23 protein-coding genes are annotated in these 26936 nt (G+C 68.0%); 11 read left to right on the top strand and 12 right to left on the bottom strand.

Going from position 1 to position 26936, the window contains the following annotated elements:
• Positions 1 to 93 precede the first annotated feature (93 nt).
• The 4 genes from crtA to bchO are packed head-to-tail and all read left to right on the top strand — an operon-like array spanning position 94 to position 4347.
• Positions 94 to 798 (top strand): spheroidene monooxygenase, encoded by a 705-nt coding sequence (crtA, locus tag ACGRVM_RS00620; protein ID WP_377169733.1) that lies wholly within the window; start codon positions 94 to 96, stop codon positions 796 to 798.
• Positions 795 to 1799, top strand: a complete 1005-nt coding sequence (gene bchI / locus ACGRVM_RS00615; protein WP_377169735.1) for a magnesium chelatase ATPase subunit I — start codon at positions 795 to 797, stop codon at positions 1797 to 1799. Before crtA ends, bchI begins: the two co-directional genes overlap by 4 nt.
• Positions 1799 to 3454: a magnesium chelatase subunit D gene (locus ACGRVM_RS00610; RefSeq protein ID WP_377169736.1), complete on the top strand. Its 1656-nt coding sequence runs from the start codon at positions 1799 to 1801 to the stop codon at positions 3452 to 3454. The genes bchI and ACGRVM_RS00610 overlap by 1 nt, the downstream gene beginning before the upstream one ends.
• Before the next feature lie 2 nt (positions 3455 to 3456).
• Positions 3457 to 4347 carry an alpha/beta fold hydrolase BchO gene (bchO, locus tag ACGRVM_RS00605; protein WP_377169738.1) on the top strand — a complete coding sequence of 297 codons (891 nt, stop codon included), beginning with the start codon at positions 3457 to 3459 and terminating at the stop codon, positions 4345 to 4347.
• A 115-nt stretch (positions 4348 to 4462) separates the two neighbouring features.
• On the opposite strand, the gene ACGRVM_RS00600 is transcribed toward bchO, so the two are convergent.
• The 3 genes from ACGRVM_RS00600 to ACGRVM_RS00590 form a co-directional block, all read right to left on the bottom strand.
• Positions 4463 to 5719, bottom strand: a complete 1257-nt coding sequence (locus tag ACGRVM_RS00600; RefSeq protein ID WP_377169740.1) for a DUF3422 domain-containing protein — start codon at positions 5717 to 5719, stop codon at positions 4463 to 4465.
• A gap of 140 nt (positions 5720 to 5859) precedes the next feature.
• Positions 5860 to 7317, bottom strand: a complete 1458-nt coding sequence (locus tag ACGRVM_RS00595; RefSeq protein WP_377169743.1) for an ADP-ribosylglycohydrolase family protein — start codon at positions 7315 to 7317, stop codon at positions 5860 to 5862.
• A gap of 169 nt (positions 7318 to 7486) precedes the next feature.
• Positions 7487 to 8434, bottom strand: a complete 948-nt coding sequence (locus ACGRVM_RS00590; RefSeq protein WP_377169745.1) for a GlxA family transcriptional regulator — start codon at positions 8432 to 8434, stop codon at positions 7487 to 7489.
• Between the two features lie 143 nt (positions 8435 to 8577).
• Here ACGRVM_RS00590 and ACGRVM_RS00585 point away from each other — a divergent pair, with 143 nt between their 5' ends.
• Genes ACGRVM_RS00585 through ACGRVM_RS00570 form a run of 4 tightly spaced genes read left to right on the top strand, consistent with a single transcriptional unit; the run spans position 8578 to position 13049 of the window.
• Positions 8578 to 9288: a GntR family transcriptional regulator gene (locus ACGRVM_RS00585; RefSeq protein WP_377169747.1), complete on the top strand. Its 711-nt coding sequence runs from the start codon at positions 8578 to 8580 to the stop codon at positions 9286 to 9288.
• 7 nt (positions 9289 to 9295) lie between these two features.
• A complete protein-coding gene (locus ACGRVM_RS00580) occupies positions 9296 to 10219 on the top strand; it encodes a dihydrodipicolinate synthase family protein (RefSeq protein WP_377169749.1) in 924 nt (307 codons plus the stop codon).
• On the top strand, positions 10216 to 11712 hold the full coding sequence (locus ACGRVM_RS00575; protein WP_377169751.1) for an aldehyde dehydrogenase: 1497 nt from the start codon (positions 10216 to 10218) through the stop codon (positions 11710 to 11712). Before ACGRVM_RS00580 ends, ACGRVM_RS00575 begins: the two co-directional genes overlap by 4 nt.
• On the top strand, positions 11709 to 13049 hold the full coding sequence (locus ACGRVM_RS00570) for an NAD(P)/FAD-dependent oxidoreductase (RefSeq protein ID WP_377169753.1): 1341 nt from the start codon (positions 11709 to 11711) through the stop codon (positions 13047 to 13049). Before ACGRVM_RS00575 ends, ACGRVM_RS00570 begins: the two co-directional genes overlap by 4 nt.
• A gap of 16 nt (positions 13050 to 13065) precedes the next feature.
• Here ACGRVM_RS00570 and ACGRVM_RS00565 read toward each other — a convergent pair whose 3' ends face one another.
• Together ACGRVM_RS00565 and ACGRVM_RS00560 are read right to left on the bottom strand one after the other, a co-directional pair.
• Positions 13066 to 14622, bottom strand: coding sequence for a trimethylamine methyltransferase family protein (locus ACGRVM_RS00565; protein WP_377169755.1), 1557 nt, complete (start codon positions 14620 to 14622; stop codon positions 13066 to 13068).
• Between the two features lie 110 nt (positions 14623 to 14732).
• The gene (locus ACGRVM_RS00560; RefSeq protein WP_377169757.1) at positions 14733 to 15608 is read right to left on the bottom strand and encodes a LysR family transcriptional regulator; all 876 of its coding nucleotides are present in this window, start codon (positions 15606 to 15608) and stop codon (positions 14733 to 14735) included.
• Between the two features lie 110 nt (positions 15609 to 15718).
• Between ACGRVM_RS00560 and ACGRVM_RS00555 the strand changes: the two genes are divergently transcribed.
• Both ACGRVM_RS00555 and ACGRVM_RS00550 read left to right on the top strand, forming a co-directional pair.
• Positions 15719 to 17335, top strand: a complete 1617-nt coding sequence (locus tag ACGRVM_RS00555) for a proton-conducting transporter transmembrane domain-containing protein (RefSeq protein ID WP_377169759.1) — start codon at positions 15719 to 15721, stop codon at positions 17333 to 17335.
• Complete coding sequence (locus tag ACGRVM_RS00550) at positions 17332 to 19704, top strand: YbcC family protein (RefSeq protein WP_377169761.1); 2373 nt, start codon at positions 17332 to 17334, stop codon at positions 19702 to 19704. Before ACGRVM_RS00555 ends, ACGRVM_RS00550 begins: the two co-directional genes overlap by 4 nt.
• 25 nt (positions 19705 to 19729) lie before the next feature.
• Here the strand turns inward: ACGRVM_RS00550 and ACGRVM_RS00545 are convergent, their stop codons facing one another.
• The 7 genes from ACGRVM_RS00545 to ACGRVM_RS00515 all read right to left on the bottom strand — a co-directional run bounded on the left by ACGRVM_RS00545 (position 19730) and on the right by ACGRVM_RS00515 (position 25788).
• Positions 19730 to 20656, bottom strand: coding sequence for a BKACE family enzyme (locus tag ACGRVM_RS00545; protein WP_377169764.1), 927 nt, complete (start codon positions 20654 to 20656; stop codon positions 19730 to 19732).
• Positions 20657 to 21991 carry an aminotransferase family protein gene (locus ACGRVM_RS00540; RefSeq protein ID WP_377169766.1) on the bottom strand — a complete coding sequence of 445 codons (1335 nt, stop codon included), beginning with the start codon at positions 21989 to 21991 and terminating at the stop codon, positions 20657 to 20659. It lies immediately after the preceding gene.
• A 9-nt stretch (positions 21992 to 22000) separates the two neighbouring features.
• Positions 22001 to 22762, bottom strand: coding sequence for an amino acid ABC transporter ATP-binding protein (locus ACGRVM_RS00535; RefSeq protein WP_377169768.1), 762 nt, complete (start codon positions 22760 to 22762; stop codon positions 22001 to 22003).
• A 16-nt stretch (positions 22763 to 22778) separates the two neighbouring features.
• Positions 22779 to 23435, bottom strand: coding sequence for an amino acid ABC transporter permease (locus tag ACGRVM_RS00530; RefSeq protein ID WP_377169770.1), 657 nt, complete (start codon positions 23433 to 23435; stop codon positions 22779 to 22781).
• Between the two features lie 33 nt (positions 23436 to 23468).
• The gene (locus tag ACGRVM_RS00525) at positions 23469 to 24116 is read right to left on the bottom strand and encodes an amino acid ABC transporter permease (protein ID WP_377169772.1); all 648 of its coding nucleotides are present in this window, start codon (positions 24114 to 24116) and stop codon (positions 23469 to 23471) included.
• A 33-nt stretch (positions 24117 to 24149) separates the two neighbouring features.
• The gene (locus ACGRVM_RS00520; protein WP_377169774.1) at positions 24150 to 24941 is read right to left on the bottom strand and encodes a creatininase family protein; all 792 of its coding nucleotides are present in this window, start codon (positions 24939 to 24941) and stop codon (positions 24150 to 24152) included.
• Positions 24942 to 25005: 64 nt separating this feature from the next.
• Positions 25006 to 25788 carry a transporter substrate-binding domain-containing protein gene (locus ACGRVM_RS00515; protein WP_377169776.1) on the bottom strand — a complete coding sequence of 261 codons (783 nt, stop codon included), beginning with the start codon at positions 25786 to 25788 and terminating at the stop codon, positions 25006 to 25008.
• A 161-nt stretch (positions 25789 to 25949) separates the two neighbouring features.
• On the opposite strand from ACGRVM_RS00515, the gene ACGRVM_RS00510 reads away from it, so the two are divergent.
• Complete coding sequence (locus tag ACGRVM_RS00510; protein WP_377169778.1) at positions 25950 to 26906, top strand: LysR family transcriptional regulator; 957 nt, start codon at positions 25950 to 25952, stop codon at positions 26904 to 26906.
• The last annotated feature ends 30 nt before the right edge of the window (positions 26907 to 26936 follow it).

The following is a 26936-nucleotide window of genomic DNA, read 5'->3' as shown; positions in this document are numbered from 1 at the left end:
CATTTCCCCTATTTCCGTTGATGAGAAATTGCGGACTATCGCTGAACACCCGAATGTGTCAGAATTATCTGACGCCACAAGGGGACGTGCCTGATGGGGCAGATCGTGACACTCGGTTTCTACCGCTTCGAAGGGGCCCGCGCGCAGCTTTGGGCCTTCGCGATGATGGGGCTGGCGCGGCGCGCCATCGCGCGGGTGCCCGGAATCGGCTTCTGGAAGCTGTGCGGCTCGGGCACCGGCGTGGGCTTCACGCCCCGGCCCAACCTTTCGGTCTATGCGATCCTCGCCACATGGCCCGATGCCGAGACGGCGCGCGCCGCGCTCGCCGGACCGGGGGTCTTCGCGCGCTACCGGGCGCGCGCCGCCGAGAGCTGGACCGTCTTCCTCACGCCCACCTCCGTGCGCGGCGCATGGTCCGGCACGGCGCCCTTCACCGCCGAAGAGGCGCCCGTGCCCGGCCGCCTCGCCGCGCTCACCCGCGCCAGCATCCGCCCCTCGGTCCTCGCGCGCTTCTGGCGGCGCGTGCCAGACATCTCGGCCGTGATCGGCGACGAGGCGAACGTCATGTTCAAGATCGGCATCGGCGAGGTGCCGTGGCTTCACCAGGTCACCTTCTCGATCTGGCCCGACGCCGGCACCATGAGCGCCTTCGCACGCACCGGCCCCCATGCCGAGGCGATCCGCGCCGTGCGCGCCGGCGACTGGTTCAGCGAAGAGCTTTACGCACGCTTCACCGTGCATTCCGAGACCGGCACCTGGAACGGCGCCTCCCCTCTCACCGCAAAGGACGCCGCATGAGACAGCCCTTCCCCTTCTCCGCCATCGTCGGTCAGGACGAGATGAAACTGGCCATGATCCTCACTGCGGTCGATCCTTCCATCGGCGGCGTCCTCGTGTTCGGCGATCGCGGCACGGGCAAATCCACCGCCGTGCGCGCGCTCGCGGCTCTTCTGCCCGAGATCACGGCGGTCGAGGGTTGCCCCGTCAATTCGGCGCGGCCCGCCGATTGTCCGGAATGGGCGGGCGTCACCTCGAAGCGCACCCACAGCATCCCGACGCCGGTCGTCGATCTGCCGCTCGGCGCGAGCGAGGACCGCGTGACCGGCGCGCTCGATATCGAACGCGCTTTGGTCGATGGACAAAAGGCGTTTCAGCCGGGTCTCCTGGCGCGCGCGAATCGCGGCTATCTCTATATCGACGAGGTGAATCTGCTGGAGGATCACATCGTCGATCTGCTTTTGGACGTCGCGCAATCCGGCGAGAACGTGGTCGAGCGCGAGGGGCTTTCGATCCGCCATGCCGCGCGCTTCGTGCTCGTCGGCTCGGGGAATCCCGAGGAAGGCGAATTGCGCCCGCAACTGCTCGACCGGTTCGGCCTCTCGGTCGATGTCGCCTCGCCCGCCGACATCGCGCAGCGCGTCGAGGTGCTGCGCCGCCGCGAGGCTTTCGAGAACGACACCGCCGCCTTCATGCTGCGCTGGCAGGCCGAGGATGCGACGATCCGCGATCAGATCCTGCGCGCGCGCGCCGCACTCAAGACGCTGCGCCCCGACGAGGCCGCGCTGAGCGACGTGGCCGAGCTGTGCATGGCGCTCGGCTCGGACGGGGTGCGGGGCGAATTGGCGCTCCTCAAGGCCGCGCGCGCCCATGCCGCGTGGCGCGACGACACCGCGATCACGCGCACCCATATCCGCGCCGCAGCGCCCCTCGCCCTGCGCCACCGGCTGCGCCGCGATCCGCTGGACGATGCCGGCTCGGGCGCGCGGGTGCGCCGCGTCATCGACAGCGTCCTGGCCTGATGGACCCTGCGCCGCATCCCGGCTGGATCCGCGCGATGACCGCGCTGCGCCTCATCGCGCTCGATCCCGGCGGGCTTGGTGGGATCCTTCTGCGCGCCCGCGCCGGGCCTGCGCGCGACGCTTTCCTAAAGGCCCTCACCGCCTATCCGCGCCCCGCCGCGCGGCTTCATCCCGCGATGGGCGACGACGCGCTTTTCGGCGGGCTCGATCTCGAGGCGACGCTCGGCTCGGGGCGGCCGACCGCGCATGCGGGGCTCGCGGATCACGACGGCCCGCTCATCCTGCCCATGGCCGAGCGCGCATCGCCGCAGCTCGCCGCGCGCCTCGCCGGGGTCATGGACGCAAGCCGCGCTCATCCGCTCATCGCGCTGGACGAAGGCGCGGACGCGGACGAAGCGGCCCCGCCCGCGCTGGCGGATCGGCTCGCCTTTCATCTCGACCTCGGTGATCTCGCCTTGGCCGATATCGGCGCGCTGCCCCGGCTGCGCGCGCCCCGCGGGGTGCCGCGCATCACCGAAGCCGGGATCGAGCAGATCGCGATGCTGGCCGAAGCGCTCGGCGTGAGCAGCCCGCGCGCCGCGTGCCTTGCGATGCGCGCGGCATGCGCCCATGCGGCGCTCGAGGGGCGCGATCACCTAGGTGCCGAGGATATCGAAGCCGCCGCCGCGCTCGTGCTGATCCCGCGCGCCACGCGCGTGCCCGCCCCGCCCGAAGAAGAGACGCAGCAGGCGGACACCCCGCCCGAGCCGCCCGAGAACGAGGGGCGCGACGGCGTGCCCGAGGACGCTCTGCCGGAGGACATGCTGATCGAGGCGGTGCGCGCCCTTCTGCCCGAAGATATCCTCGCGCGTATCGCCGCGGGCAAGGCGCGCAGAGCGGCAGGCGCGGGAACGGGCGATGCGCGCAAGGGCAACCGGCGCGGGCGCCCGATCCCGTCCCGGCGCGGACGCCTCGGCGGCGCGGCGCGGCTCGATCTCGTCGCGACGCTCCGCGCCGCCGCGCCCTGGCAGAAAATCCGCCGCGAGAGCCGCCCGGAGCGTGCCGGGATCGAGATCCGCGCCGCCGACATTCACCTGCGCCGCTACGAGCAGAGATCCGACCGGCTGCTGATCTTCGCCGTCGATGCCTCGGGTTCGGCGGCGATGACGCGGCTCGCCGAGGCCAAGGGCGCGGTCGAGTTGATGCTGGGCGCGGCCTATGCGCGGCGCGATCACGTGGCGCTGATCGGGTTTCGCGGGCAGGAGGCCGAACTCCTGCTGCCGCCCACACGCTCGCTCCTGCGCACCAAGCGCCAGCTTGCATCCTTGCCGGGCGGCGGCGCCACACCGCTGGCCCTCGGGCTGCGCGCCGCGCTGGAGCTCGCCCGCAGCGCGCGCCAGCGCGGCATGACACCGACCCTCGCGCTTCTGACCGACGGGCGCGCGAATATCGCGCTCGACGGCGCGCCCGACCGCGCCCGCGCCGCGCATGACGCCGCCGAGATGGCCGCTGCGCTGCGCGCCAGCGCCACGGGCGCCATCGTCATCGACATGGGCGCCCGGCCCGAGCCCACGCTCGAGGCGCTCGCCGCCGCAATGAACGGGCGATACATCGCCCTGCCCCGCGCCGATGCGCGCAAGGTCTCGGCCGCCGTCAGCTCCGCCTTGGACGGCTGAGCATGCGCTGGCCCGAGGATGCGGCGGACTGGCCCCTGACCGAGCATTCGCGGCGCGTCCTGCACCGCCCCCATCGCTGGCATGTGCAGGAAGCGGGGCGCGGGCCGACTCTGTTGCTGATACATGGCGCGGGCGGCGCGACGCATAGCTGGAGAGGCCTCTTTCCCCTCCTGTCCGAGCGGTTTCACGTCGTCGCGGTCGATCTTCCGGGCCACGGCTTCACCCAACCCGGCGCACGCGGGCGCAGCGGGCTGGAGAGCATGACCGCCGATCTCGCCGCGCTCGCCGCCGCCGAAGGCTGGCATCCCGCCGCCGTGATCGGCCATTCGGCGGGCGCCGCGATCGCGCTGAACCTCGGCCTTCGGCTCGGCGATCCGGCGCCGCGCATCGTCACGCTCAACGCGGCGCTGTCGAATTTCGAGGGCGTCGCCGGGTGGCTCTTTCCGAAACTGGCCAAGCTTCTGGCCGCCACGCCCTTCACCGCCGATCTCTTCTCGGCCGCGGCCTCCTCGCAGTCGAACGTGGCGCGGCTGATCGCCGGCACAGGCTCCCAGCTCGACCCCGAAGGCCTCGCGCTCTACCGAAGGCTCGTTGCGGACCGCGCGCATGTGGACGGCACGCTCGCGATGATGTCGCAATGGTCGCTGGACGGCCTCCTGCCCCGCCTCGGCGAGATGTCCGCGCCTGTCTTTCTAATGACGGGCGACGCGGACAGCGCCGTGCCGCCCGCCGTCTCGCGCCGCGCGGCCGAGAAACTTCCGAACGCCCGGCTCGAATCCCTGCCGAGCCTCGGTCACCTCATGCACGAGGAAGACCCCGAAGCGGTCGCGCGTCTGATTTTCGGTTTTCTGGAAGGGATCGAGGGTGGTCCCGACTGCGCCGCCCCGCAGTGAGTTGGTCGCTTCTTGCGCAGCCACTCTCAGCCCATTGGCATAACAATTAATATGCCGAAGGCGGTCAGCATCGAGGGCGCGGATTGCGCCAACGGATTGAGCCCAAGCCGCGCGCTCACTTCTCCTGCCATCGGCCGCGCAGGCGGTGGAGCGCGATCCAGACGCCCGCCAGAACGAACGGCACCGAGATGGCGACCAGCGTGGAATGCGGCAGCGCGACCGGAGCGAGGGGCGCCGCGGCCTTGAGGATGTACGAGAGCAGCCCGACGGCATAATAGGTGATCGCCACCGCCGAGAGACCTTCGACCGTCTGGGCGATCATGACCTGCTTTCGGTTGCGGTCGTCGAGCGATTTCAGCACGGACTGGTTGTCGCGGTTGAGTGCCAGATCGATCCGCGTGCGCAGCAGCGACAGGGCCTGCGACAGATCGTCGATCAGCACTTTCTGGCGCGCGGCGGTGCTTTCGATCGTCGCCATGCTCGGATCGAGCCGGGAGCGCACGAAGCCGCTGATGGTCTGGAAATCCTCGAGTTCGGTCTCTTCCAGCGAGGTCAGCCGCTGCTGCACCAACGTGAAATAGGCGAGGCTCGCCGAAAAGCGGAACCGCGTCGAGGCGCGCAGCGCGTTGCTGGTCTGCAAGAGGCTCGACAGGCCTTCGAAAAGGGTGCCGTCGTCGTCGAGACTGTCTGAGCCCATCGAACTCACGATCTCGATCAGGCGGGCCTCGTCGCTGGCGAGGCTCTCGCCCGTGCGCCGTGCCAGAGGCAATCCCAGAAGGCAGAAAAGCCGATAGGTCTCCATCTCCACGAGCCGCTGCACACGGCGGCCCGTCTCTTCGGGCGTGCCCTCGGGCATGCGCACGAAATAGGTTATGAAGCCGTCCTCGTCTGGCACGAAACTCGTGCGCACTTCCATGCCGCCGCGCATGATGCCGCCGACGACCCGTCCGGTCGGCAGATCGCCCGGGCCTGCCGCCTCGCCGAGCCGGCTCATCCGCACCCGCGTGAGCACGATCGCATCGAGCCCTTCGGTTCCGGCGATCTTTGCCAGAAGGCCGGACGCCGCGTCCATCGCGCCTGCATCCGGCGCGAGCAGCGTGATCGACATGAATTCGGTATGCTGCTCGAGCTTGAGGCGGAACCCGCCCGATTGTTTCATCCAGTGGCGCGTGTTGCGCACCGTCGGGTCGATCCCGAGAATGTCGAAGAGCCGCGCATGGGCCGCATCGGTGCAGACGAGGCCGAGATGCAGCAGCGTGTCCCGCGGCCCCACCGGGATGGAAGGGCGCGCATGCGGCTCTGCGACGATGGTGTCGCGGTCGGGATGGAACGACCAGCTTGGCCGCGCGCCCTCGGTCTCGGCGGATGTCATCGGCACTTTACTCCTGCCTGCACGGGTTGCCCGTTACTGTGCAGCTTATGCGCAGGCTTGGGGAGTCTCTTCCAGCCTTTTCATGCCCGGTGCGGCCCGCCCGTGCGGGCGGTGCCGCATCCTTGCGCAAAAGGCGCGCCTCAGCCCGCCAGAAGCGCGTCCGCCATCCCGCGGATGCGCGGTCCCCAGGCCAGTTTCGCCAGCCACGCCTCGGGCAGCGCCGTGTCGGAGCCGAGCGCGCCGGCAAGCTGGCCGGTGATCGCGCCGGTCGTGTCGGCATCCTCGCCGAGATTGGCGGCGAGGAGCACCGCATCGCGGAACCCCTCGCTGCGCGCCACGCTCCAGAGCGAGGCCTCGAGCGCATGCGCGACATAGCCCGAGGCGCGGATATCGCGCCGCAGCTTGCCGCGCCACTCGCCCGCCATGATGGGCGCGATGGCCCCGGCCCAGCCGTCCTGCCGTGCGCGCAACACGTCGCTCCTGCGCGCGCCCTCGATCGCGTCGGCCAGCACCTCGGCATAGGCGATGCAGGCATCGACCGCCTCGGGCGCGGCATGGGTCGTGCGGCTCTGGCGCGCGGCGACGTCGCGCAGGCGGGCACGGTCGCCGAAATGGCGGATCGCCACCGGCGCGAGGCGCATGAGGCTGCCGTTGCCGGCGGTCTGCGGATCGCGCGAGCCGGCGATGGGATCGCCCGTCCTGCTCCAGCGCGAGAGCGCCTGCCGCGTCGTGATCCCGATATCGAAGCACCGCCCCGTGCAGGAATAGGTGCCTTTCTCGTGCCAGTCGGTGAAGCGGCGCATGAGGTCGGCCTCGTCGAGATTTGGATGCTCGGCGAGGCTGTCGGCGAGCGCGAGCGCCATCGCCGTGTCGTCGGTCCACTCGCCCGGCTTCAGCCCGAAAGGGCCGCCGCCGATCATGTCGGTGAGCGGCGCATAGCTGTCGCGCGCCTTGAATTCGAGCGTCGTGCCGACCGCGTCGCCCACCGCGAGGCCGAGAAGCGCCCCGCGCGCCCGCGCCGCGATGGCGGCGCCCGCCGTGTCGGGCGCGGCCTCGGGAACGGCCTTGAGCCGCATCACGTAGTCGAGCTGCGCCGAGGTCTCGATGGCGCCGGGGCGCACGCGGCGCACCTCGGCCACCGCCTCGGCGGCGGGGGTGCCCAGCTCGACCATCAGGCGCGCGGCGATGGTGCCTGCGCGGCCGAGCCCGCCCTTGCAATGCACCAGAACACCGAAACCCGCCCGCAGCCGCGCGCGCAGCCCCTCGCCCACGCGCTCCCACGCGGCCTCGAAAGCGGCGTCGGGGGTCGAGACGTCGCGGATCGGCAGGTGATGCCAGTCCATGTGCCGCGCGCGCACCGCAGCGCCCATGCCCGCGACCTTGAGGGCGTTCAGCTCGTGCTCTTCGACGAGTGTGACGACCGCCGCAGCGCCCCACTCGGCCACCGCGTCGAGATCGATGCCGAGATCGCGGCTCCAACTGCCCGACATCGCGCCGGGCTGCACCTTGCCGGGGCAGAAGGTGATGCCGATGGCGCCGGACCCCTTGAAGGGCCGCAACTCGGCGATCTGGAGAGGATGGGTCAGACTGGTGCGCATGCTCGCGGCACTCCGGTAAAGGCGCGCCGGCTGCCGGCGCGGATTGAAAACGAGACTTGAGAGAAATGCGATTCGAGAGGCCGCGAGGCAAAGAGGACGCGGCCAATGCCTTGGGATAACACGAAAAACGCAACTCTCAAGCGAAATTCGAGCGGCCCTTTCGCGCCCGTCAGGCGATGCGGCCGCGCTGGCTGCTGGGCGGGCCACCGAAATGCTTGCGATAGAGCCGCGCGAAATGGCCGAGGCTCTGGAAGCCGCAGGCGACGGCGATCTCGGAGACGGACATTTCCGTCTGCAAAAGCAGGTTGCGCGCCCGGTCGAGGCGCAGCTCCATGTAATAGCGGCTGGGGCTGGTGTTGAAATACCGCCCGAAAAGCCTTTCGAGCTGGCGCACGGAAATGCCCAGATCCTCGGCGATGCTCCCCGGCGGGACGGGCTCCTCGAGCGCGCCGCGCATGATGGCGATGGCGCGGGCGACATGCGGGTTGCGCATCCCGTGGCGCGACTGGAGCGAGATGCGCTGTTCGCCCGTCGCCTCGCGCGCGCCGGCATAGACCATCATGTCCGAGACCGCGATCGACAGATCATAGCCGTGATCCTGCTCGATCAGGTGCAGCATGAGATCCGCCGTCGCCGTCCCGCCCGAGGCCGTGATGTGCCGCTCGTCCGCGACGAAGACGCTGCGCACCAGCGCGACATCGGGAAACCGCTCGGCGAAGGCGTCGTGATATTCCCAATGGATCGCGGCTTTCATGCCGTCCAGAAACCCCGCCTCGGCGAGGATCCACGCGCCCGAGCAGAGCGCACCCACCGCGACGCCGCCCGCCTTGGCGCGGCGCAGGCAGGCCAGAAGCGGCGCGGTGATGAAATCGGTCATGCCGAGGCCCGGAATGACGAAGAGACGCTCGCAAGGCGGCAGCGCGCCGAAGCCGTGCTGCACCAGCGTGACGGAGCCGTTCGACGCGGTGGCCGACACCCCATCCTCGGAGGCGTAGGACCAGCGGTAGAGCTCTTGCCCGGATATCATGTTGGCGATGCGCAATGGCTCGGTCGCGCAGGCGAGAGTCAGATGCGTGTGGTTTTTGACCAGCAAAAAAACGAAATGCTGCGCGCTCATCGCGATGCTCCCCTGCCCGATGCGGGCGCTTTTGCGCAGCTTGCCGCAAGCCCCGCGCGGCGGCACCGGAAATTTGCTCTGGCATAACTTTATACAAATGTTATACGCAAGATGTAATTTAGTTTGAGACGCGATAGATTCCCATGAAACCCGATGCCCGAGTGACCAAATCGGACCTGACCGAGCATCTGCGCACCGAGATCCTCGCAACGCGCATGGCGCCCGGCTCGGATATCGACGAGGCGGCGCTGGCGGCGGAATTCTCGATCTCGCGCACCCCGATGCGCGAGATCCTCCGCCAACTCGCCGGCGAAGGCTATGTGACGATGCGCGAGGGGCGCGCGGCGCGGGTCGCGGACATGTCCTTCGCCACGATGCGCGATTTCTTCGTCGCGGCCCCGATGATCTACGGCGCCGTGCTCCGCCTCGCCGCCCGGAATGCCAGCGCCGCGCAGATCGAGGCGCTGACATCGGCGCAAGAGACGTTTCGCGCCGCGCTCCGCCACGGCACGGCCGTCGACCGCGCCCTGGCCAACAACCGCTTTCACGAGATCACGGGCGAGATGGCCGGCAACATCTACCTGCTGCCCTCCTTCCAGCGCCTTCTGATCGACCATGCCCGCATCGGGACGACCTTCTATCGCCCGCAGAGCAATGGGATGGCCGAGAACCTGAGCACCGCGAGCGCACAGCACGATGCGATCATCGCCGCCATCGCGGCGCGTGACGAGGCCCGCGCGGGCCAGCTCGCCGAAGAGCATTGGAGCCTCTCGCGCGGGCAGATCGAGATATTCGTGATGCCCGACGCGCTCGATCTGCCGCTGGGCACGGCACCGCAAACGACAACCGGATGAGGACAGAATGACCCCGATCTTCAAATTCGAGGGGATCTACACGCCCGTCGTGACCCCGATGGCCGAGGATTTCGGCATCCGCTGGGATGCGCTCGGCGATGTGATCGACTGGCTGATCGCGCAAGGCGTGCACGGCCTCATCTCGGGCGGCTCGACCGGCGAGAATTACGCGCAGACGGTGTCCGAACGGATCGAGGCCGCGCGCTTCACCGTCGAGCGCGCGGCGGGCCGCGTGCCCGTGGTGGTCGGAACGGGCGCGATGATGACGCCCGATTCGCTCGCCCTCGCCCGCGCCGCGCGCGAGATGGGGGCCGACGCGATCCTTCTCGCCTCGCCCGCATATTCCGTGCCGACCGACCGCGAGAACGCGCTGAACGCGCTGGCCATCGACCGCGCGGCGAACCTGCCGATCATGCTCTACAACTACCCGCACCGCACCGGCACGATGATGGGCGAGGAATTTCTGGACCGCGTGGGGCGCAGCCGCAATTTCTGCGGGATCAAGGAAAGCTCGGGCGACATCAACCGCGTGCATCTTCTGGCACGGGACTACCCGCATATCCAGATGGGTTGCGGGATGGACGATCAGGCGCTCGAATTCTTCGCGTGGGGGTCGCCCTTCTGGGTCTGCGGCGGCTCGAACTTCCTGCCGGCCGAGCATGTCGCGCTTTACGAGGCCTGCGTGCTCGAAGGCGATTTCGCCAAGGGGCGGCGCATCATGTCGGCGATGCTGCCGCTGATGCGGGTGCTCGAGCAGGGCGGCAAATTCATCCAGACGATCAAGCACGGCGTGACGATGAACGGGATCGACTGCCAGGTCGTGCGCCCGCCGCTCAAGCCGCTGAACAAGGACGACAAGCGCGCGCTGGAACAGGTGGTGCGCGTGCTGAGGACAACGATCGCGGAAATCCGCGCGGAGGGGGCGAAATGAGCTTGCTGACCAAGGACGAATACACCGCCATCGCGGCGGGTCTGGACTACCCGAACGGCGCCTATATCGACGGCGGCTACCGCGCGGCCATCTCGGGCAAGACCTTTGCGACGACGAACCCGGCCACCGGCGCCAAGCTCTGCGACGTGGCCGCCTGCGGCGCCGAGGATGTCGATTTCGCCGTCGCCAAGGCGCGCGAGGCGTTCGATGATGGCCGCTGGTCGCGCCTGCACCCCTCGGCGCGCAAGGACGTGCTGATCCGCCTCGCCAAGCTGATGACGCGCAATGCGCGCGAGCTGGCGGTGATGGAAAGCGTGGACTCGGGCAAGACGATCTACGATTGCGAGACGGTGGATCTGCCCGAGAGCATCAATTGCATCAAGTGGCATGCCGAGCTGATCGACAAGATCTACGATCAGGTCGCGCCCGCTTCGGACGATCACATCGCCCTCGTGGTGCGCGAGCCCATCGGCGTCGTCGGCCTCGTTCTGCCGTGGAATTTTCCGCTGCTGATGATGGCCTGGAAGATTGCCCCGGCGCTCGCCGCGGGCTGCTCGGTCGTCCTGAAACCGGCCGAGGAGACATCGCTCACGGCGCTGCGCCTTGCCGAACTGGCCGGCGAAGCGGGCCTGCCGCGCGGCGTTCTGAACGTGCTGCCGGGCGGCGGCGCCGAGGTGGGCGAGCCCATCGGGCGGCACATGGATATCGACATGGTGTCCTTCACCGGCTCGACAGTCACGGGCAAGAAATTCCTCGGCTACTCTGGAGAATCGAACGCCAAGGAAGTCGTGCTCGAGATGGGCGGCAAGAACCCCGCCATCGTGATGGACGACGCCGAAAACCTCGACCGCGTGGCCGCCCATATCGTGCAGGGCGCCTTCTGGAACATGGGCGAGAATTGCTCGGCCACGTCGCGGCTGATCGTGCATCGGGACGTGAAGGCGGCGCTGCTGGAGCGGATCGAGGCGCATGCCCGCGAATGGCCCGTGGGCGATCCGCTCGATCCCGAAACGCGGCTGGGCGCGCTGGTCTCCCCGGCGCATTTCAAGAAGGTCTGCAGCTATCTGGAGCAGGCCGAAAGCGTGATCTTCGGCGGCAAGGCCGAGAACGGCTTTGTCGAGGCGACGGTGGTCGAGGTGCCGGGCAATGACGCCGCCCTCGCCCGCGAAGAGATCTTCGGCCCGGTCCTGTCGGTCATCACCGTCTCCGGCTTCGACGAGGCGATCGCGGTGGCCAACGACACCGATTACGGCCTCGCCGCGTCGCTCTTCACCGCCAATGCCAAGCGGGCGCTGCGCGGGGCGCGGATGCTGCGCGCGGGCACCGTGACCGTCAACAGCTTCGGCGAAGGTGACATCTCGACGCCCTTCGGCGGCTACAAGCAATCGGGCTTCGGCGGGCGCGACAATTCGATCCACGCGCATGACCAGTATATCCAGTTCAAGACGATCTGGCTGGATCTGGCCGATGACGCGGACGAGGCCGTCGATTGAACGCCTATCGCGCGCGGCGCCTGCCGCACCATCTCGGGCCTGCGGCCTGGGCCGAAATACTCGGCCCCGGCGACGCCTATCCCTCGCTCGAAGGCGACGGCACGGCCGATATCGCGATCATCGGCGGCGGCTTCGCGGGGCTGTCGGCGGCGCGGCGTCTGATCCAGATCGAGCCGGGCGCGCGGGTGGTCCTGCTCGAGGCGGGCCGCATCGCCGAGGGCGCGGCGGGCCGCAACTCGGGCTTCATGATCGACCTGCCGCATGATCTTCAATCCGATGATTACTCGGGCGCGGGCGACGACAGGGCGGTGATCGCGCGCAACCGTCAGGCCATCGAATTCGCCGGAGCGGCGGCACGGGACTACGGCATCGCCCCCGCCTATTTCGACCGCGCGGGCAAGATCAACGGCGCCGCGAGCGACGGGGCCGAAGCGCATAATGCAAGCTATGCGCGCCACCTCGCCGCGCTGGGCGAGCCGTGCGAGATGCTGGACGCGCAGGCAATGCGGGATCTGACCGGCTCGGCGCATTACCGCTCGGGTCTCTATTCGCCCGGCACCGTGATGCTGCAACCCGCGGGCTATATCCGCGGTCTGGCGAAAGGTTTGGCCAAGGCGGGCGCCCTTATCCACGAGCGAAGCGCGGTGCGCGGCTTTGCCCGGCAAGGGCCGGATTGGCGGATCGCCACGGCCCAAGGCAGCGTCACTGCGCCGCGCGTGATCCTAGCCGTCAATGGCCATCTCGAAAGCTTCGGGATCGAGCGCGGGCGGCTCATGCAGCTATTCCTCTACGCGGTGATAACGCCCGAGCTGGACGCGGAGACCCTCGCCCGTCTCGGCGGCGCGCCGCGCTGGGGTATCACGCCCTCCGATCCGATGGGCACGACCGTGCGCCGCATCGACGCCGCGCAGGGCGGCAATCGCCTGATCGTGCGCACCTGCGCCACACTGCGCCCCGGCATGAGCGCGCGCGCCTCTGACCTCGCGCGCGCGGAGCGCACGATGCGGCGCAAGTTCGACGTGCGTTTCCCGCAGCTTGTCGGGATGCGGATGGAGCACGCATGGGCCGGGCATCTGTGCCTCAGCCTCGGGGGTGTGTCGGTGACACGGCAGATCGACGAGGGGGTCTGGTCGGCCTGCGTTCAGAACGGTCTCGGCACCGCGCGCGGCACGCTCACGGGGATGGCCGCCGCCGAAATAGCGGCGGGCGTGCAAAGCGCCCTCACCGCGCATTTCACCGCCGAGCCGCGCCCGAGGCGCCTGCCACCGCAGCCCTTCCGCGAGATCGGCGCCAATGCCGTCATCCGCCTGAAGGAATGGCGCGCCCGCGACGAATGAGCGGACGCGCCGCGCTTCAGTACTCCTGATTGAGCGCGTCGGCGGCGGGAATCTCGCGCTCGCGCCGCGCGATGTAGTCGAGCAGCGCCTCGTTGCGCGCGGCGTCCAGCTTCGGCTCCTGATACTCGGCCAGCATGGCGCGCGCCTGCTCGAGCGCGCGCCGGGTGATCTCCTTGGCGCCGTCGGCCTGCCATTGCTCGATCGAGTTGTTGTCGAAAAGCTCCGGCATGAAATAGGCGGTCTGGAAATTCTCCTGCGTGTGCGGATGGCCGAGGTAATGCCCGCCCGGCCCCACATCGCGCACCGCCGCAAGGGCGGTGTCGAAATCCCCCCATTTCGGCCCCTCGGCCATGCGATAGGCCATCGCGCATTGCTCGGCATCCACGACGAATTTCGCGACCGAGCAATGCATGCCCGCCTCGTTCCAGCCCGCCGAATGCCAGATGTAATTGGCCCCCGCATGCATGACGGCGCTCAGCGTCGTCGCGCTCTCGTAGCCTGCCTGCGCATCGAAGGTCTTGGCCCCGCCGAGCGTGTTCGAGGTGCGCCACGGCACGCCGTAGAAACGCGCCATCTGTCCGATCATGAAATTCATCAGCGAAATCTCCGGTGTGCCCGCCATCGGCGCGCCGGATTTCATGCTGACCGTCGAGAGGTAATGGCCGTAGATCGCCGGGCAGCCGCGCCGGACGACCTGCGTGTAGGCCAGCGCGCTCAGCGCCTCGGCATTGAGCTGCGCGACCGTCGCCGGCACCGAGGCGGGCGTGTTCGCCCCGCCCAGCACGAAGGGCGAGCAGAGCACCGGCTGGTTGCGGCGGCAGAAGGCGCGCATCGCCCCCAGCATAGTCTCGTCCCAGACCAGCGGCGAGTTGCCGTTGCAATTGCCGGTGGTCACGGGGTGGCTGTCGATGAACTCCTCGCCGAAGAGAAGCGCGCACATCTCCATCACGTCCTCGGCGTTCTTCGGCGAGGTGGTCATGCCCATGAACATCTTGTCCGAATGCTTCATCGAGGAATAGGTGATGCGCAGATGGCGCTGGCTGATCGGGTGGTCGTAGGGCTCGACGATATGATGCGCGGTGGAATGAAGCGCGGGCGACATGTGGCTCAGCTTGTGGAACATCGCCAGATCGTCCAGCGTCGGGTTGCGCCGCACGTCATCGAGGTCGCGCAGATAGGGCGCGCCGGTCATCGGCACGAAGACCGCATGGCGCCCGCCGAGGCTTACATTATTGGCCGGATTGCGCGCATGATATGTGAATTCGGCGGGGATGGTCGCGATCAGCTCGTGCACGAGGCCGCGATCGAGATGGACCCGCTCGCCCACCACCTTCGCGCCCGCGCGGCGCCAATCCTCGAGGGCGATCTCGTCGCGGAAGACGACGCCGATCTCTTCGAGAATGTCCATCGACGCGGCGTCGATTCGCTCGACCTGCGCGCCGTCCATCACCTCGCAGAGCGGCAGCGTGTTGGCGAGGCCGGGCAGCATCGCGATGTCGCGGATGCTGCGCAGGGTGCGCCGGGCCGACCGGCCGCCTGCGCGGGTGCGGATCTTTGGGGTCTGGACGTTCATCGGGCTGTCTCCTTGGATCCCTCGATGATCGCCCGCATCCCGCCCGGCCATGGGGATGATTGCGAAACACTCCGCGCAGGAAACGACATCGCCGCGCCCCTGCCGCCCGCTCAGACCTCCGAGGCCAGAAGCCGCGCGAGAAGCGGATTGGGAAATTGCCGCCGGATCGTGACCGCGTGGAACGTCTCCGACAGGCCGATGTCATGCGCGGCCTCGGTCAGCATGCCCGAGGCCAGCTCGTTCTTGACCGCGATGGGCGGCAGCACGGCGAGGCCGATATCCTCGCGCGCCAGAAGGCGCATCATGGCGATGTCGTCCACCTCGGCGGCCAGCACCGGCTCGACGCCGAGCCGCGCGCAGAGCATGTCGAACCCCGCGCGGAGCGGTGTCTCGACCGTGGGCACGATGACGGGATGCGCCGCTAGGAGATCGCGCAGATCCGCCGCGCCCGCGACGCGCGCGGGCGTGCCGACCACGCTCACCGGCTGGTCGGAGAGCGCGTGGACGATGAAGCGGCTCATCGCGTCGGGCGCGGGCACGCGGCTCGTCAGCACGACGTCGAGCCCCAGCGTCTCGAGACCCGACATGAGTTCCGACAGCGTGCCCGAGCGCAGCACCAGTTCGATATCGGGCTGGCCCAATAGAGGGCGCAGAAACTCGATCTGGAAGTTGCGCGAGAGCGTCGCGAGCGCGCCCACCCGAAGCACCTGCCGGGGCGTGCCGGTCCGCGCCAGCACGGCCATGAGATCCTGCCCCGCGCCGAAGATCGTATCGGCATGATCGAGCGCGATGCGCCCCGCCTCGGTCAGAACGAGCTGGCGGCCCCGCCGCTCGAAGAGCGCATGGCCCAGCCGATCCTCGAGCTTGCGGATCTGCACCGAGACCGCCGATTGCGAGAGGTTGAGCCGCTGGGCCGTGCGCGTGAGATTGCCGTCATGCGCGACCTGCCAGAAATAGCGCAGATGGTTGTAGTTGATATCCTGCATACCGTTCGCTTTAGGCGAACGAAACGATGCGATCAATGAATTTTTATCGCGGGCAACGCGCGGCTATCACGGCCGGAACGGAAAACCCGCCCGCAACACTCGGAGCACCCATGCTGATCCATGCCCTGCCCCTTCTCGCCCCCGCTCTCCTGATCGCCGCCGCCATCTATCTGCATCGCGGCCCCGCCGACGATCCGGCCCGCGCGGCCCGGCTGGCCGAGGGCGCGTCGCTCGGCGCCGCTCTCATCGCGCTCGCCTCGCTTGGACTTCTGATCGCGAAGGGCGCCGGGGACAGCGTGAATTTCGGGCTTTTCGGCGCGGGGGTCTCGGCCCGGCTCGATGCGGTCAGCATCACCATGCTGCTCCTCGTCAGCTTCATCGGATGGATCGTGGTGCGCTACTCGCGCACCTATCTCGACGGCGAGGCGCGCCAGACGCATTTCACCATCTGGCTGCTCGGCACGCTCGCGGCGGTGCTGGTGCTGGTGCAATCGGGCAACCTCGTCCAGTTCGTGCTCGCATGGATCGCCACCAGCCTGTGCCTGCACAAGCTCCTCCTTTTCTACCCCGAGCGGGTGGCGGCCCAGCGCGCGGCGCGCAAGAAATTCATCACCGCGCGCACGGGCGACGCGGCGCTCCTCATCGCCGCGATCCTGCTGATCTTTGCCTATGGCACGCCGCGCATCTCCGAAATCCTCGAGGCCGCGCGCCTCGGCGAGGGCGGCACGCCCGCCGCGCTTGCCGCCGCCTTTCTCGCGCTGGCGGCGATCCTCAAATCGGCGCAATTCCCGACCCATGGCTGGCTGACCGAGGTGATGGAGGCCCCGACCCCCGTCTCGGCCCTTCTGCATGCGGGCGTGGTCAATGCGGGCGGCTTCCTTCTGATCCGTTTCGCGGACGTGATGCTCCTCTCGCCGCTGACGCTGGCGGGGCTGGTGCTGATCGGCGGCTTCACGGCCCTCTTCGGCGGGCTGGTGATGCTGACCCAGCCGACGGTCAAGGCCTCGCTCGCCTGGTCCACGGTGGGCCAGATGGGCTTCATGATCCTGCAATGCGGCCTCGCGCTCTTCCCGCTGGCCTTGCTGCATATCGTGGCGCATTCGCTCTACAAGGCGCACGCGTTCCTGTCATCGGGCGGCGCTGTCACGCTCGTGGCCTCGATCCGGCGCCCCGGACCCGTTGCGGTGCCGAGCCTCGCCAATGTCGGGCGCGCCTTCGCGCTGGCCATCGCGATCTACGCGTGCGTCTATCTCGCCTCGGGCGCGCTTCTGGGCTTCGGCGCGAAGTCGCCGCAGGCGGTGGCGCTGGGCGCGATCCTCATCTTCGGGGTCGCCTATCTTCTGGCGCAGGGCCTCGCCGACGCGGCGCCCCGCGCCTTGACCCAGCGCACCGCGCTCTTGTCGGGCATCGCGGCCGTCAGCTATGTCGCGCTGCAAAGGCTGGCCGAATGGGCCACCTGGGGCACGCTGCCGCTGACGCCGCCGCCGGGCGATCTCGAATGGGCGCTGATCCTCCTTGCGCTGCTCAGCTTCGGCCTCGTCGCGCTGGCGCAGGCGACGCTGCCGCTCTGGTCGCATCATCCGGCGGCGCAGGGTCTGCGCATCCACCTCTCGAACGGGCTTTACATCAACGCGGTCGAAGACCGTCTGCTGCGCGGCTGGGCCTGGCGCGGCACGCCCTCGACGAGCATGACCCCCACGACGACCGGCGAAGGAGCCAAAGCATGAAGGCCGATATCTACGCCGGTTTCTCCGGCCCGCATCTCGAACTGATCGCCGTCTCGGAGACCGCCGCGCGCGCGATCCCGCCCCTCTGGCCGCTCTCGGCGACCGTCGCGGTGAACCCCTATCTGGGGCAGACCGGCAAGTCGCTGGGCGAAGTCTCGGCGCTGATGAGCCGCACAGCCGGCGCGCGCGCCACGATGCCGCCCGCATGGTATGCCGCGCGGATCGAAGACGGCACCATCACCGACGGCGATCTCGCCGCCGCGCTCGCCGTCGCGCCCGAAGGCGCGCCGAAGGATATCGCTTCGCTGAAGGCCGCCGCGCGGGCCGAGGAAGAGCGCGCGCCCGCCCTGCCGACCGTTGCGGAGCTTGCCGCCGAGGCATCGGGCACCGACTGGCCCGCCCTCATCGAGGAGCGCATCGGCGCGTGGGCCGCGGGCTATTTCGATCAGGGCCAGGCGCTCTGGCAACTCACCGACGGGCGCGGCGCCTTCGCAAGCTGGCAGATCTTCGCCAGCCGCGATCTGACGCCGGAAATCGCCGGGCTTTCGGGCTTTGCGGGCGACATCGCGCGCGCGCCGGAAAGCGCGCGGGGCGCGCTGGCCTTCGCGTCGGACGTGCTGGGCCTCGGCGCGGATGCGGCGCAGACCTATTTTCATCAGCTTCTTCTGGGTCTCGGCGGCTGGGCGCAGCTTGCGCGGCAGCGGCTCTGGCAGGCGGAACTCGGCGGCGAAGTCGATCCCATCACCACCGACATGCTCAGCATCCGCCTGATGTGGGAACAGGCGCTTCTGACGCGCTACAAAAGCGCCATCGCCGGGAAATGGGCCGATGTGCGCGCGGCGCATGCGAAACCCATCGCGCCCAGCGACGCGCAGCTCGCCCTCGCCACGCTTCAGGAAGCGGCCGAGCGCGCCGCGCAGCGCGAGCTTGCCGGCCGCCTGGGTGGAGACGGCACCGCCCTGGCCGAAACGCGCCCCGCCCTGCAAGCGGCCTTCTGCATCGACGTGCGCTCGGAGGTCTATCGCCGCGCGCTCGAGAGCGTCGATCCCGAGATCCAGACCCTCGGCTTCGCGGGCTTCTTCGGGCTGACCACGGCGCATCACGGCTTCGCGTCGGATGTGCGCGAAGCGCGGCTGCCCGTCCTTCTGAACAACGGCGTGACAAGCCGCACCGGCGGGCCGGAAGACGCCAAGGCCGACATGGCGGCGCGCCTTGCCGCCCGCGCCGCGCGGGCTTGGGGCCGGTTCAAGCTGGCGGCGGTCTCGTCCTTCGCCTTCGTCGAGGCGACGGGCCCGATCTATGTCGGCAAGCTCGCCCGCGATGCGCTGGGGCTGCATCAACAGCACGGCCCCGACAGCCTGCCGCCGCGCCTGACCACCGACATGACGTTGGAGGGCAAAGTGGACGCGGCCGAGAAGATCCTGGGCGCCATGTCGCTGACCCGCAATTTCGCGCCTCTCGTGCTGATCGCGGGCCACGGCGCGAGCGTCGTCAACAACCCGCATGGCAGCGCGCTGCAATGCGGTGCCTGCGGGGGGTATTCGGGCGAGGTGAACGCGCGGCTGCTGGCCGGGCTGCTCAACACCGCCGAGGTGCGCATCGGCCTGGCCGAGCGCGGGATCGACGTGCCCGCCGACACTGTTTTCGCCGGCGCGCTGCACGATACCACCACCGACGAGGTGACCATTTTCGAGCAGGACAGCCCCCTGCCGCGCACCGCGCTCAAAAAGGCGCGAAGCGCGCTCAGAACCGCCGGCACGCTCGCGCGGACCGAGCGCGCGCAGCGTCTGCCGCGCGCCAAGTCGGGGGCCGATGTCGCCGCCCGATCGCGCGACTGGTCCGAGACGCGTCCCGAATGGGCGCTGGCCGGGTGCAGCGCCTTCATCGCCGCACCGCGCGCCCGCACACGCGGCAAGGATCTGAAGGGCCGCGCGTTCCTGCACGATTACAACTGGCAAGCCGACAAGGGCTTCGGCGTGCTCGAGCTGATCCTGACCGCGCCGGTCGTCGTCGCGAGCTGGATCAGCCTGCAATATTACGGCTCGGTCACCGCGCCGCATGTCTTCGGTGCGGGCAACAAGCTTCTGCACAACGTGACCGGCGGCGTCGGCGTCGTAGAGGGCAATGGCGGCATGCTGCGCGGCGGCCTTCCGTGGCAATCGGTGCATGACGGGCAGGCCCTCGCGCATGATCCCTTGCGCCTCGCAGTCTGCATCGAAGCGCCGCAGGAGGCGATCACCGATATCCTGAGGCGCCATGACGGGGTGCGCGCGCTTTTCGACAACCGCTGGCTGCACCTCATCGTGCTGGACGCGGATGGCCGGCCCAGCGCGCGCTATGCGAAAAACCTCGAATGGGAGGCGTTCTAGACGCTGCCGGAGACCCGGGTCGCGCTCAGATCGCGGTCCGGTCGCCGCCCTTGAGCCCGAGCATCGCCCGCGCCTCCTCGGGCGCCGCGATCTCCCGGCCCAGATCCTCGACGATGCGGCGGATCTTGGTCACCTGCTCGGCATTCGTCCTCGCGAGCGTGCCGCGCGCGATCATCAGCGAATCCTCCAGCCCCACGCGCACATGCCCGCCGAGGATGGCCGACATGGTGATAAGCGGCATCTGGTGGCGTCCCGCCGCGAGCACGGAAAACGTATAATCCTGGCCGAAGAGCTTGTCGGCGATCGCCTTCATATGCGTCAGGTTCTCGGGGTCCGGTCCGATCCCGCCCAGCACGCCGAAGACGAACTGGATGAAGAGCGGGCCTTCGATCAGCCCCCGGTCCACGAAATGCCTGAGCATGTAGAGATGGCCCACCTCGTAGCATTCGAACTCGAACCGCGCGCCGCGACGCTCGCCCATTTCGGTCAGGATATGGGCCATGTCGCGCGGCGTGTTCTTGAAGATCAGATCGTCCGAATTCTCGAGAAAGGGCCGCTCCCAGTCGTGTTTCCACTCGGTGATTTTCTCGGCCGCCGGGTAGAGCGCGAAATTCATGCTGCCCATGTTGAGGCTGCACATCTCCGGCTCGGCCTCGAGCGGCGCGGCGAGGCGCTGCGCGAGCGTCATGGTCGCGCTGCCGCCGGTGGTGAGGTTCAGCACCGCGTCGCAGCCTTGCTTGATGCGCGGCAGGAAGGCGCGGAAATGCGCCGGATCGGCGGAGGGGCGGCCGTCCTTCGGATCGCGGGCATGCAAATGCAGGATCGCCGCGCCCGCCTTTGCCGCGCCGATGGCATGATCGGTGATCTCCTCCGCCGTGATGGGCAGATGGGGCGACATCGAGGGCGTGTGGATGGAGCCGGTGACCGCGCAGGTGATGATGATCTTCGACATCTACTCGGCGGCCATCCGCGGCATTTCGGCCATGAACTGCGCGAGCGAGCGGTCGAGGATGTCGGTCATCTCGTCAAGCTGCTCCTCGGTCACGATCATGGGCGGGCAGACGAGGAAATGATCCCCCGACGTGCCGCCCCGCGTGCGGCGCGAATAGATGATGAGTCCGTTGTCGTAGGCGATGTCCACCAGGCGGCTATGGGCGTTGAGGCTCTTCGGCAGCGGCTCCTTAGTGGCGCGGTCGGCCATCAGCTCGAACGCGGTCAGAAGGCCCTTGCCGCGCACATCCCCGATGAGCGGATAGCGCTGCATCAGCCCGCGTAGCCGTTCGGCCAGCTTGTCGCCCATGCGGGCGGAATGCGCGACGAGGCCGCCCTTGTCGATCACGTCGAGCACCGCCGAGCCCGCCGCGCAGGCGAGCGGGTTGCCCGCATAGGTGAAGCCGTGGACGAACCCACCCGCCTCCATCACCGCCTCGACCATGTCGCCGCGTGCGATCATCGCGCCCAGCGGCGCATAGCCCGCGCCGAAGCCCTTCGAGAGGCAGATGAGATCGGGCGCGGTGCGCCAATGCTCGGCCCCGAAGAAGGTACCGGTGCGCCCGCCGCCGGTCATCACCTCGTCATGGATGAGGAGCACGCCATAAGCATCGCAAATCTCGCGGATGCGCTGCATGTAGCCCGCAGGCGGCACCAGCGCGCCGGTCGATGCGCCGCCGACGGGCTCGACGATGAAGGCCATGACGGTATCCGGCCCCTCGTCCAGTATCTTCTGCTCGAGCATGTTCGCGTAGTGCAGCCCGGTCGCGGGATCGTCCGCATCGAGCCCATCGAGATAGGCGCGCGGCGCGGGGATCTTGGGCATGCGGGCCATCATGGGATCGAAGGGCGCCGTCATCGTGGACATGCCCGTGATGGCAAGCGCCCCCAGCGTGCAGCCATGATAGCTCGGATAGCGCGAGATCACCTTGTAGCGCGTGCCCTCCCCCTGCGTCAGGACGTATTGCCGCGCGAGTTTCAGGCAGCTTTCCACCGCTTCGGAGCCGCCCGAGACGAAGAACACCTTGTCGAGGCCTTCGGGCGCGCGCGCGACGATCTTCTCGGCCAGCTCTTCGGAGGCTTCGGTCTGGAAATGGAGCCGGTAGCCGAAGGTGGATTTCTCCATCTGCGCGCGCATCGCGTCCAGAACGGCGGGGTTGGAATGGCCGATATTCGACACCATCGCACCCGACGAGCCATCGATGTAGCGCTTGCCGTCCTCGGCATACATGTAGATGCCCTCGGCGCGGTGCAGCACCGGGCGGGGTGATTTGGTCTGATAGAAAAGATGTGACATATCCGTGCCCTAGCGGCTGAGATGTTTGCGCAGGAAGTTCTTGGTGCGCTCTTCGCGGGGGTTCTTGAAGATGACCTCGGGCGGCCCTTCCTCGACCACCACGCCCTGATCCATGAAGAGCACGCGGTCGCATACGCTGGCCGCGAAATCCATCTCGTGCGTCACGATGATCATGGTCATATGCTCCTCGGCGAGCTGCTTCATGACCTGGTTCACCTCCTCGACCAGTTCGGGGTCGAGCGCCGATGTCGCCTCGTCGAAAAGCATGACCTTGGGCTTCATCGCCAGCGCGCGAGCGATCGCGACGCGCTGCTTCTGCCCGCCCGAAAGGCGCGATGGATAGACGTCGATCTTCTCCGAGAGGCCCACATGCGCCAGCTGCTCCTCGGCCAGCTTGTCGGCCTCCTCGGTCGAGAGGCCCTTCAGCATCTTCGGCGCGAGCGTGATGTTGTCGCGCACATTGAGATGCGGGAAGAGATTGAAGTGCTGGAACACCATGCCGATGTCCTGCCGCACCTGATTGACGTGCTTCTCGTACTGGCGGTGCGGCAGCTTCTTGTTGATCTGCACACCCTCGAGCCAGACCTCGCCCGAGGTGAGCGGATCGAGCTCGTTGATCGCGCGCAAAAGCGTGGACTTGCCCGAGCCCGAAGGTCCGATGATGGCCACGATCTGCCCGCGCTCGACGGTCAGGTTGATGTCCTTAAGCACTTCGAGCGCGCCGAAGCTCTTGGCCGCGTGGCGAATTTCGATGAAGGGCGTGTCGGTCATGAATGGCTCCTCCTGCTCAGCGCGTGGCGGCGATGCGGCGCTCGAGGCGGCGCAATCCGGCCTCGAGGCACAGGTTGACGATGTAATAGCAGGCGGCTGCGGCGAGATAGAATTCGAACGGGCGATAGGTGCGGCTGATCGCCTGCTGCGCGGCGAGCGTCAGCTCCATCACGCCGATCACCGACACGAGCGCGGAATCCTTGAGAAGCGCGATCATGTTGTTGCCCATCGGCGGGATCACGGCGCGCACCGCCTGCGGGATGACGACGCGGCGCAGCGTCTGCCCGCGCGAGAGGCCGAGCGTGCGCGCGCCCTCATACTGCCCCTTGTCGACCGCGAGGATCGACGCCTGGATGAGCTCGGAATTATAGACCGCGAAATGCAGGCCGAGGCCGATCACCCCGGCGACGAAGGCCGGCAGGTCTATCCCGATCTCGATCAGGCCGAAATAGATGAGGAAAAGCTGCAAGAGCAGCGGCGTGCCCATGAAAAGCCACGCGAATAGGCGAAAGGGCAGCCGGATGATCCAATGGCCGTAAAGGGCGATCACGGCGAAGACGATGCCGCCGAAAAAGCTGAGCAGCCCCGCGCCGATGGTGATGGCCACGGTCCATGCCATGCCCAGCAAGAGGACGGGCACGTAGCCGGGGACGACTGTGAAATCAAGACCCATGCCGGCCTCCTGCTTGGTCCATCGCGGCGCCGATCATGTGATCTGCGCCCGACGGTCGAGCCATTTGATCGCGTGGCCGACGACATAGATGATCGCCATGTAGAGAAGCCCCGCGAGGAAGAACATCTCGAAGGGCTTGTAGGTCGAGCCGATGAAGCGCTGTGCGGTATAGGTCAGCTCGATCACGGAAATGGGCGCGACGAGGGCCGTGCCCTTGATGAGCGCGTTGATGTTGACGCCGAGCGGGCGGATCATCATGCGCGCGGCCTGCGGCAGGATCACCTTGCGCATCGTCTGCGCGCGGCTCATGCCCAGCGTGCGCGATGCTTCGGTCTGGCCGCGATCGACCGAAATGATGGCGCCGCGGATCGTTTCGGTCATGTAGGCACCGATATTGACGCCGAGCGCGATGGTGCCCGCCGCGAAAGCGTCGAGATTGATGCCGATCTGCGGGCCGCCGAAATAGAGGATGAAGACCTGGATGAGCGCGGGCGTGCCGCGAAAGAGGCTCACATAGGTGGCCGCGATCCAGCGCAGCGGCGCCAGCCGCGACAGGCGCATCGCCGCGCCCACGGCGCCGCAGGCAAGGCCCAGCGCGCAGGTCAGCACCGAAAGCTGCACGGTGACCCACGCGGCTTGCAGGAAGAAGGGGTAAACCCGCAGGATCAGTTCCGTGTCCAAAAGGGTGGTCTCCCGGTTGCGGCGCCAGGGGCGCTAGTGATGGTCCTTGCGCGGCAGGATCGGCAGCGCGCGGATTTCGCGGATGAGGGCGGTCGTCTCCTCGATGGCGGCCTCGAGGAATTTCCTGCCGTTCTCGGGCGTGGCGACGGTAGGATCGCCCATGGTGCCGTCGGGCGAGACTTCGGACCACCAGCGCATCAGCATCGCGCCGCCGCCCCTGCCCGCCAGATCGAGATTGAAGAATTTCGACTTGGGATCATGCAGGTTCTGCGTCGCGGCCTTGCTCAGGTCGACCCGCTCGGGATGAAGATGCATGTACATCGCGGCCTCGAATTCGCCCGCATGCGCGATGCCGCCCAGCTCGGACGCGCGGATCTCGTTGATGCGGTCGCTCATCAGGTTCCAGTAGGAGGCCGAAACGCAGATGATGCCGGTCTCGATCACCGTCTTGCGGGCGGCAAGGTCCAGAACCGGGTGGTTCGAGCCGTGCGAGTTGAGCAGCAGAATGCGGCGAAAGCCGTGATGCGCGAGCGACTTGGTGACATCCGTGACGAAGGCGATCAGCGTCTCGGGCTGGATCCAGATGACGCCCGGAAAATCCTTGTGATGCTCGTTAAAGCCGTAGGGAATGGGCGGCATGACGAAGACCTCGCCCGGCGCCGCCTTGGCCACTCCTTCGGCCACGGCCATGCCCAGCACCGTGTCGGTGTCGAGCGGCATGTGCGGGCCATGATCCTCGGTGGCCGAGACGGAAAGGATCACGACGCGGTCCTTGTCCGCATCGCGCACCTCTTCCCAGGTCAGATGTCCGTATGTCGTGGTCATGCTCTTGCCCGCAGGAATGAAGAGGGCCCGCCGGTCTCCCGGCGAGCCCGCGCATCGCATCGGATCAGCGGATGTCGCCGCCGACCCACTCGTTCGCGATCTCGAGATAGGTGCCGTCTTCCATCATGGCGTCGAGCGCCTCCTGCATGGCGGCGGCCAGCTCGGGATTGTTCTCGCGGATGGCGATGCCCGCACCGATCGGCTCGGCGCTCGGGTCTTCGATCACGGCGAGGTCGTACTGGCCGTCCTTGATCGCCAGCATGACGGGGATCGAATCGTTCACGATCGCATCGACACGGCCGTTGTTCAGCTCCAGCAGCAGCTCGGGCAGACCCTTGTAGGTCTTGACGTTGTAGCCCTGCTCGCGCGCCCATTCCTCGTGCGTCTCGCCCAGCGTGACGCCGACGACCGCATCGTCGAGCCCTTCGATCGTGGTCAGGTCCGAGCCTGCCTTGGTGAAGATGGAGCGCTTCGTGGTGTAATAGGGGCCGACGAAGTCGATCACCTTGTCACGCTCCTCGGTGATCGACATGGAGCCAACGACCGCGTCGTATTTGTTGGCCAGAAGACCGCCGATGATGCCGTCCCAGGCGGTGGTGACGATCTCGGTCTCGAGGCCCATGCGCTTGGCGATCTCGGTGCCGATGGCCGGATCGAAACCGACGACGTCGTTCTGCTCGTTGACGAAGTTGAAGGGCGGATACTGGCCCGACATGGCGATCTTCAGAACGCCGCGCTCCTTGATGCCTTCCAACTCGTCGGCGGCGGCGGGGCCGGCGATGAGCGCCGCGGCCGTCAGGGCCGTGCCGGCGAGGAATGTGCGTCGAATCATGGTGGTGATGGTCATTTGAAACGTCTCCCTATCGTTTTTTGCAGGCGCAGGCCGATGGGGAAGCGTGGCGCGTCATCCGCCGAGCCCGCCCCGGCGGTCTGGTCTGACGAGACGATTGCATGCGGGTCAAACATCGTGCAAATAAATAAAGGCAATGCAATGAATTGACGAAATCTATGAGAAACCTCTACGAGCAGCGCTTTACCTGGAATCTCGACTGGAACCTCCTGCGCACCTTCATGGTGCTGGTGGACCAAGGCGGCATCACGCCCGCCGCCGTTTTCCTCGGCCTCAAGCAGCCCACGCTCTCCTCGGCGCTCAAGCGGCTCGAGGCGCAGGTGGGCCGGCGCCTGATCGACCGATCCTCGACGCATTTTCGCGTGACGCCAGCGGGCGAGACGCTCTACCGCGAGGCCTGCACGATCTTCGGCGCGGTCGCGCAGCTTCCGACGCTGCTCGGCGCCGCCGAGGACAAGGTGACGGGCCATGTCGCCATCGCGCTGGCGAGCCACGTGGTCAGCCCCCATCTCGACGCGGTGCTCGAGCGGTTCAACGCGGCGCATCCGGACGTCACCTATTCGCTCTCCATCGCCGAGAGCGAGGAGGTGATCGGGCGCGTCGCGCATAACCGCGTGGCCTTCGGCATCTGCCTTGTCGCGCATCCCGCGCCCGATCTCGATTACCGCGTGCTCTACCGCGAATATTTCGGCCATTACTGCGGGCCGGGGCATCGCCTCTTCGGCAAGACGGGGCTGAAGCTGCGCGATCTGCATGGCGAGCAGGCGGTCTCGTTCCAGACCGACACCGCGTCCGGGCCGCTCTTCGAGCTGGCGCGGCTGCGCCAGCAGGCCGGCATGCGCCCCGATCTCAAGGGCGTGTCCTCGTCCCTGTCGGAAGTGCGGCGCCTCATCATGACCAATGTCGGCATCGGCGCCCTGCCCGTCCATGTCGCCGCGCGCGACGTGGCGGCGGGCCGCCTGTGGCAACTTCCGCCCGAGACGAACCTGCCGACGATCGACATTCACCTCGTCAGCAACCCCGCGCGCACCCTCAACCGCGCCGAGAGCGTTCTGATGGGCATGCTCACCGACGAGATCGCGCGCGTGCCCCTGAGTGAGCGGTCCTACTCCTGAACCGGGCGGCATGCGCGCGGGCCGTTGACA

Source organism: Roseovarius aquimarinus (genome assembly GCF_043661195.1).
GTDB lineage: Bacteria > Pseudomonadota > Alphaproteobacteria > Rhodobacterales > Rhodobacteraceae > Roseovarius > Roseovarius aquimarinus.
This window is presented reverse-complemented; position numbering and strand designations above follow the sequence as displayed.

Bases quoted from the DNA above. Each gene is read 5' to 3' on its own strand.
- ACGRVM_RS00545 (WP_377169764.1), bottom strand. From the start codon at position 20,656: ATGTCGAAGATCATCATCACCTGCGCGGTCACCGGCTCCATCCACACG.
- ACGRVM_RS00580 (WP_377169749.1), top strand. From the start codon at position 9,296: ATGACCCCGATCTTCAAATTCGAGGGGATCTACACGCCCGTCGTGACC.
- ACGRVM_RS00550 (WP_377169761.1), top strand. From the start codon at position 17,332: ATGAAGGCCGATATCTACGCCGGTTTCTCCGGCCCGCATCTCGAACTG.
- ACGRVM_RS00595 (WP_377169743.1), bottom strand. From the start codon at position 7,317: ATGCGCACCAGTCTGACCCATCCTCTCCAGATCGCCGAGTTGCGGCCC.
- ACGRVM_RS00540 (WP_377169766.1), bottom strand. From the start codon at position 21,991: ATGTCACATCTTTTCTATCAGACCAAATCACCCCGCCCGGTGCTGCAC.
- ACGRVM_RS00520 (WP_377169774.1), bottom strand. From the start codon at position 24,941: ATGACCACGACATACGGACATCTGACCTGGGAAGAGGTGCGCGATGCG.
- crtA (WP_377169733.1), top strand. From the start codon at position 94: ATGGGGCAGATCGTGACACTCGGTTTCTACCGCTTCGAAGGGGCCCGC.
- ACGRVM_RS00510 (WP_377169778.1), top strand. From the start codon at position 25,950: ATGAGAAACCTCTACGAGCAGCGCTTTACCTGGAATCTCGACTGGAAC.
- ACGRVM_RS00585 (WP_377169747.1), top strand. From the start codon at position 8,578: ATGAAACCCGATGCCCGAGTGACCAAATCGGACCTGACCGAGCATCTG.
- ACGRVM_RS00560 (WP_377169757.1), bottom strand. From the start codon at position 15,608: ATGCAGGATATCAACTACAACCATCTGCGCTATTTCTGGCAGGTCGCG.
- ACGRVM_RS00515 (WP_377169776.1), bottom strand. From the start codon at position 25,788: ATGACCATCACCACCATGATTCGACGCACATTCCTCGCCGGCACGGCC.
- ACGRVM_RS00555 (WP_377169759.1), top strand. From the start codon at position 15,719: ATGCTGATCCATGCCCTGCCCCTTCTCGCCCCCGCTCTCCTGATCGCC.
- ACGRVM_RS00575 (WP_377169751.1), top strand. From the start codon at position 10,216: ATGAGCTTGCTGACCAAGGACGAATACACCGCCATCGCGGCGGGTCTG.
- ACGRVM_RS00535 (WP_377169768.1), bottom strand. From the start codon at position 22,762: ATGACCGACACGCCCTTCATCGAAATTCGCCACGCGGCCAAGAGCTTC.
- ACGRVM_RS00590 (WP_377169745.1), bottom strand. From the start codon at position 8,434: ATGAGCGCGCAGCATTTCGTTTTTTTGCTGGTCAAAAACCACACGCAT.
- ACGRVM_RS00530 (WP_377169770.1), bottom strand. From the start codon at position 23,435: ATGGGTCTTGATTTCACAGTCGTCCCCGGCTACGTGCCCGTCCTCTTG.
- ACGRVM_RS00600 (WP_377169740.1), bottom strand. From the start codon at position 5,719: ATGACATCCGCCGAGACCGAGGGCGCGCGGCCAAGCTGGTCGTTCCAT.
- bchO (WP_377169738.1), top strand. From the start codon at position 3,457: ATGCGCTGGCCCGAGGATGCGGCGGACTGGCCCCTGACCGAGCATTCG.
- ACGRVM_RS00565 (WP_377169755.1), bottom strand. From the start codon at position 14,622: ATGAACGTCCAGACCCCAAAGATCCGCACCCGCGCAGGCGGCCGGTCG.
- bchI (WP_377169735.1), top strand. From the start codon at position 795: ATGAGACAGCCCTTCCCCTTCTCCGCCATCGTCGGTCAGGACGAGATG.
- ACGRVM_RS00610 (WP_377169736.1), top strand. From the start codon at position 1,799: ATGGACCCTGCGCCGCATCCCGGCTGGATCCGCGCGATGACCGCGCTG.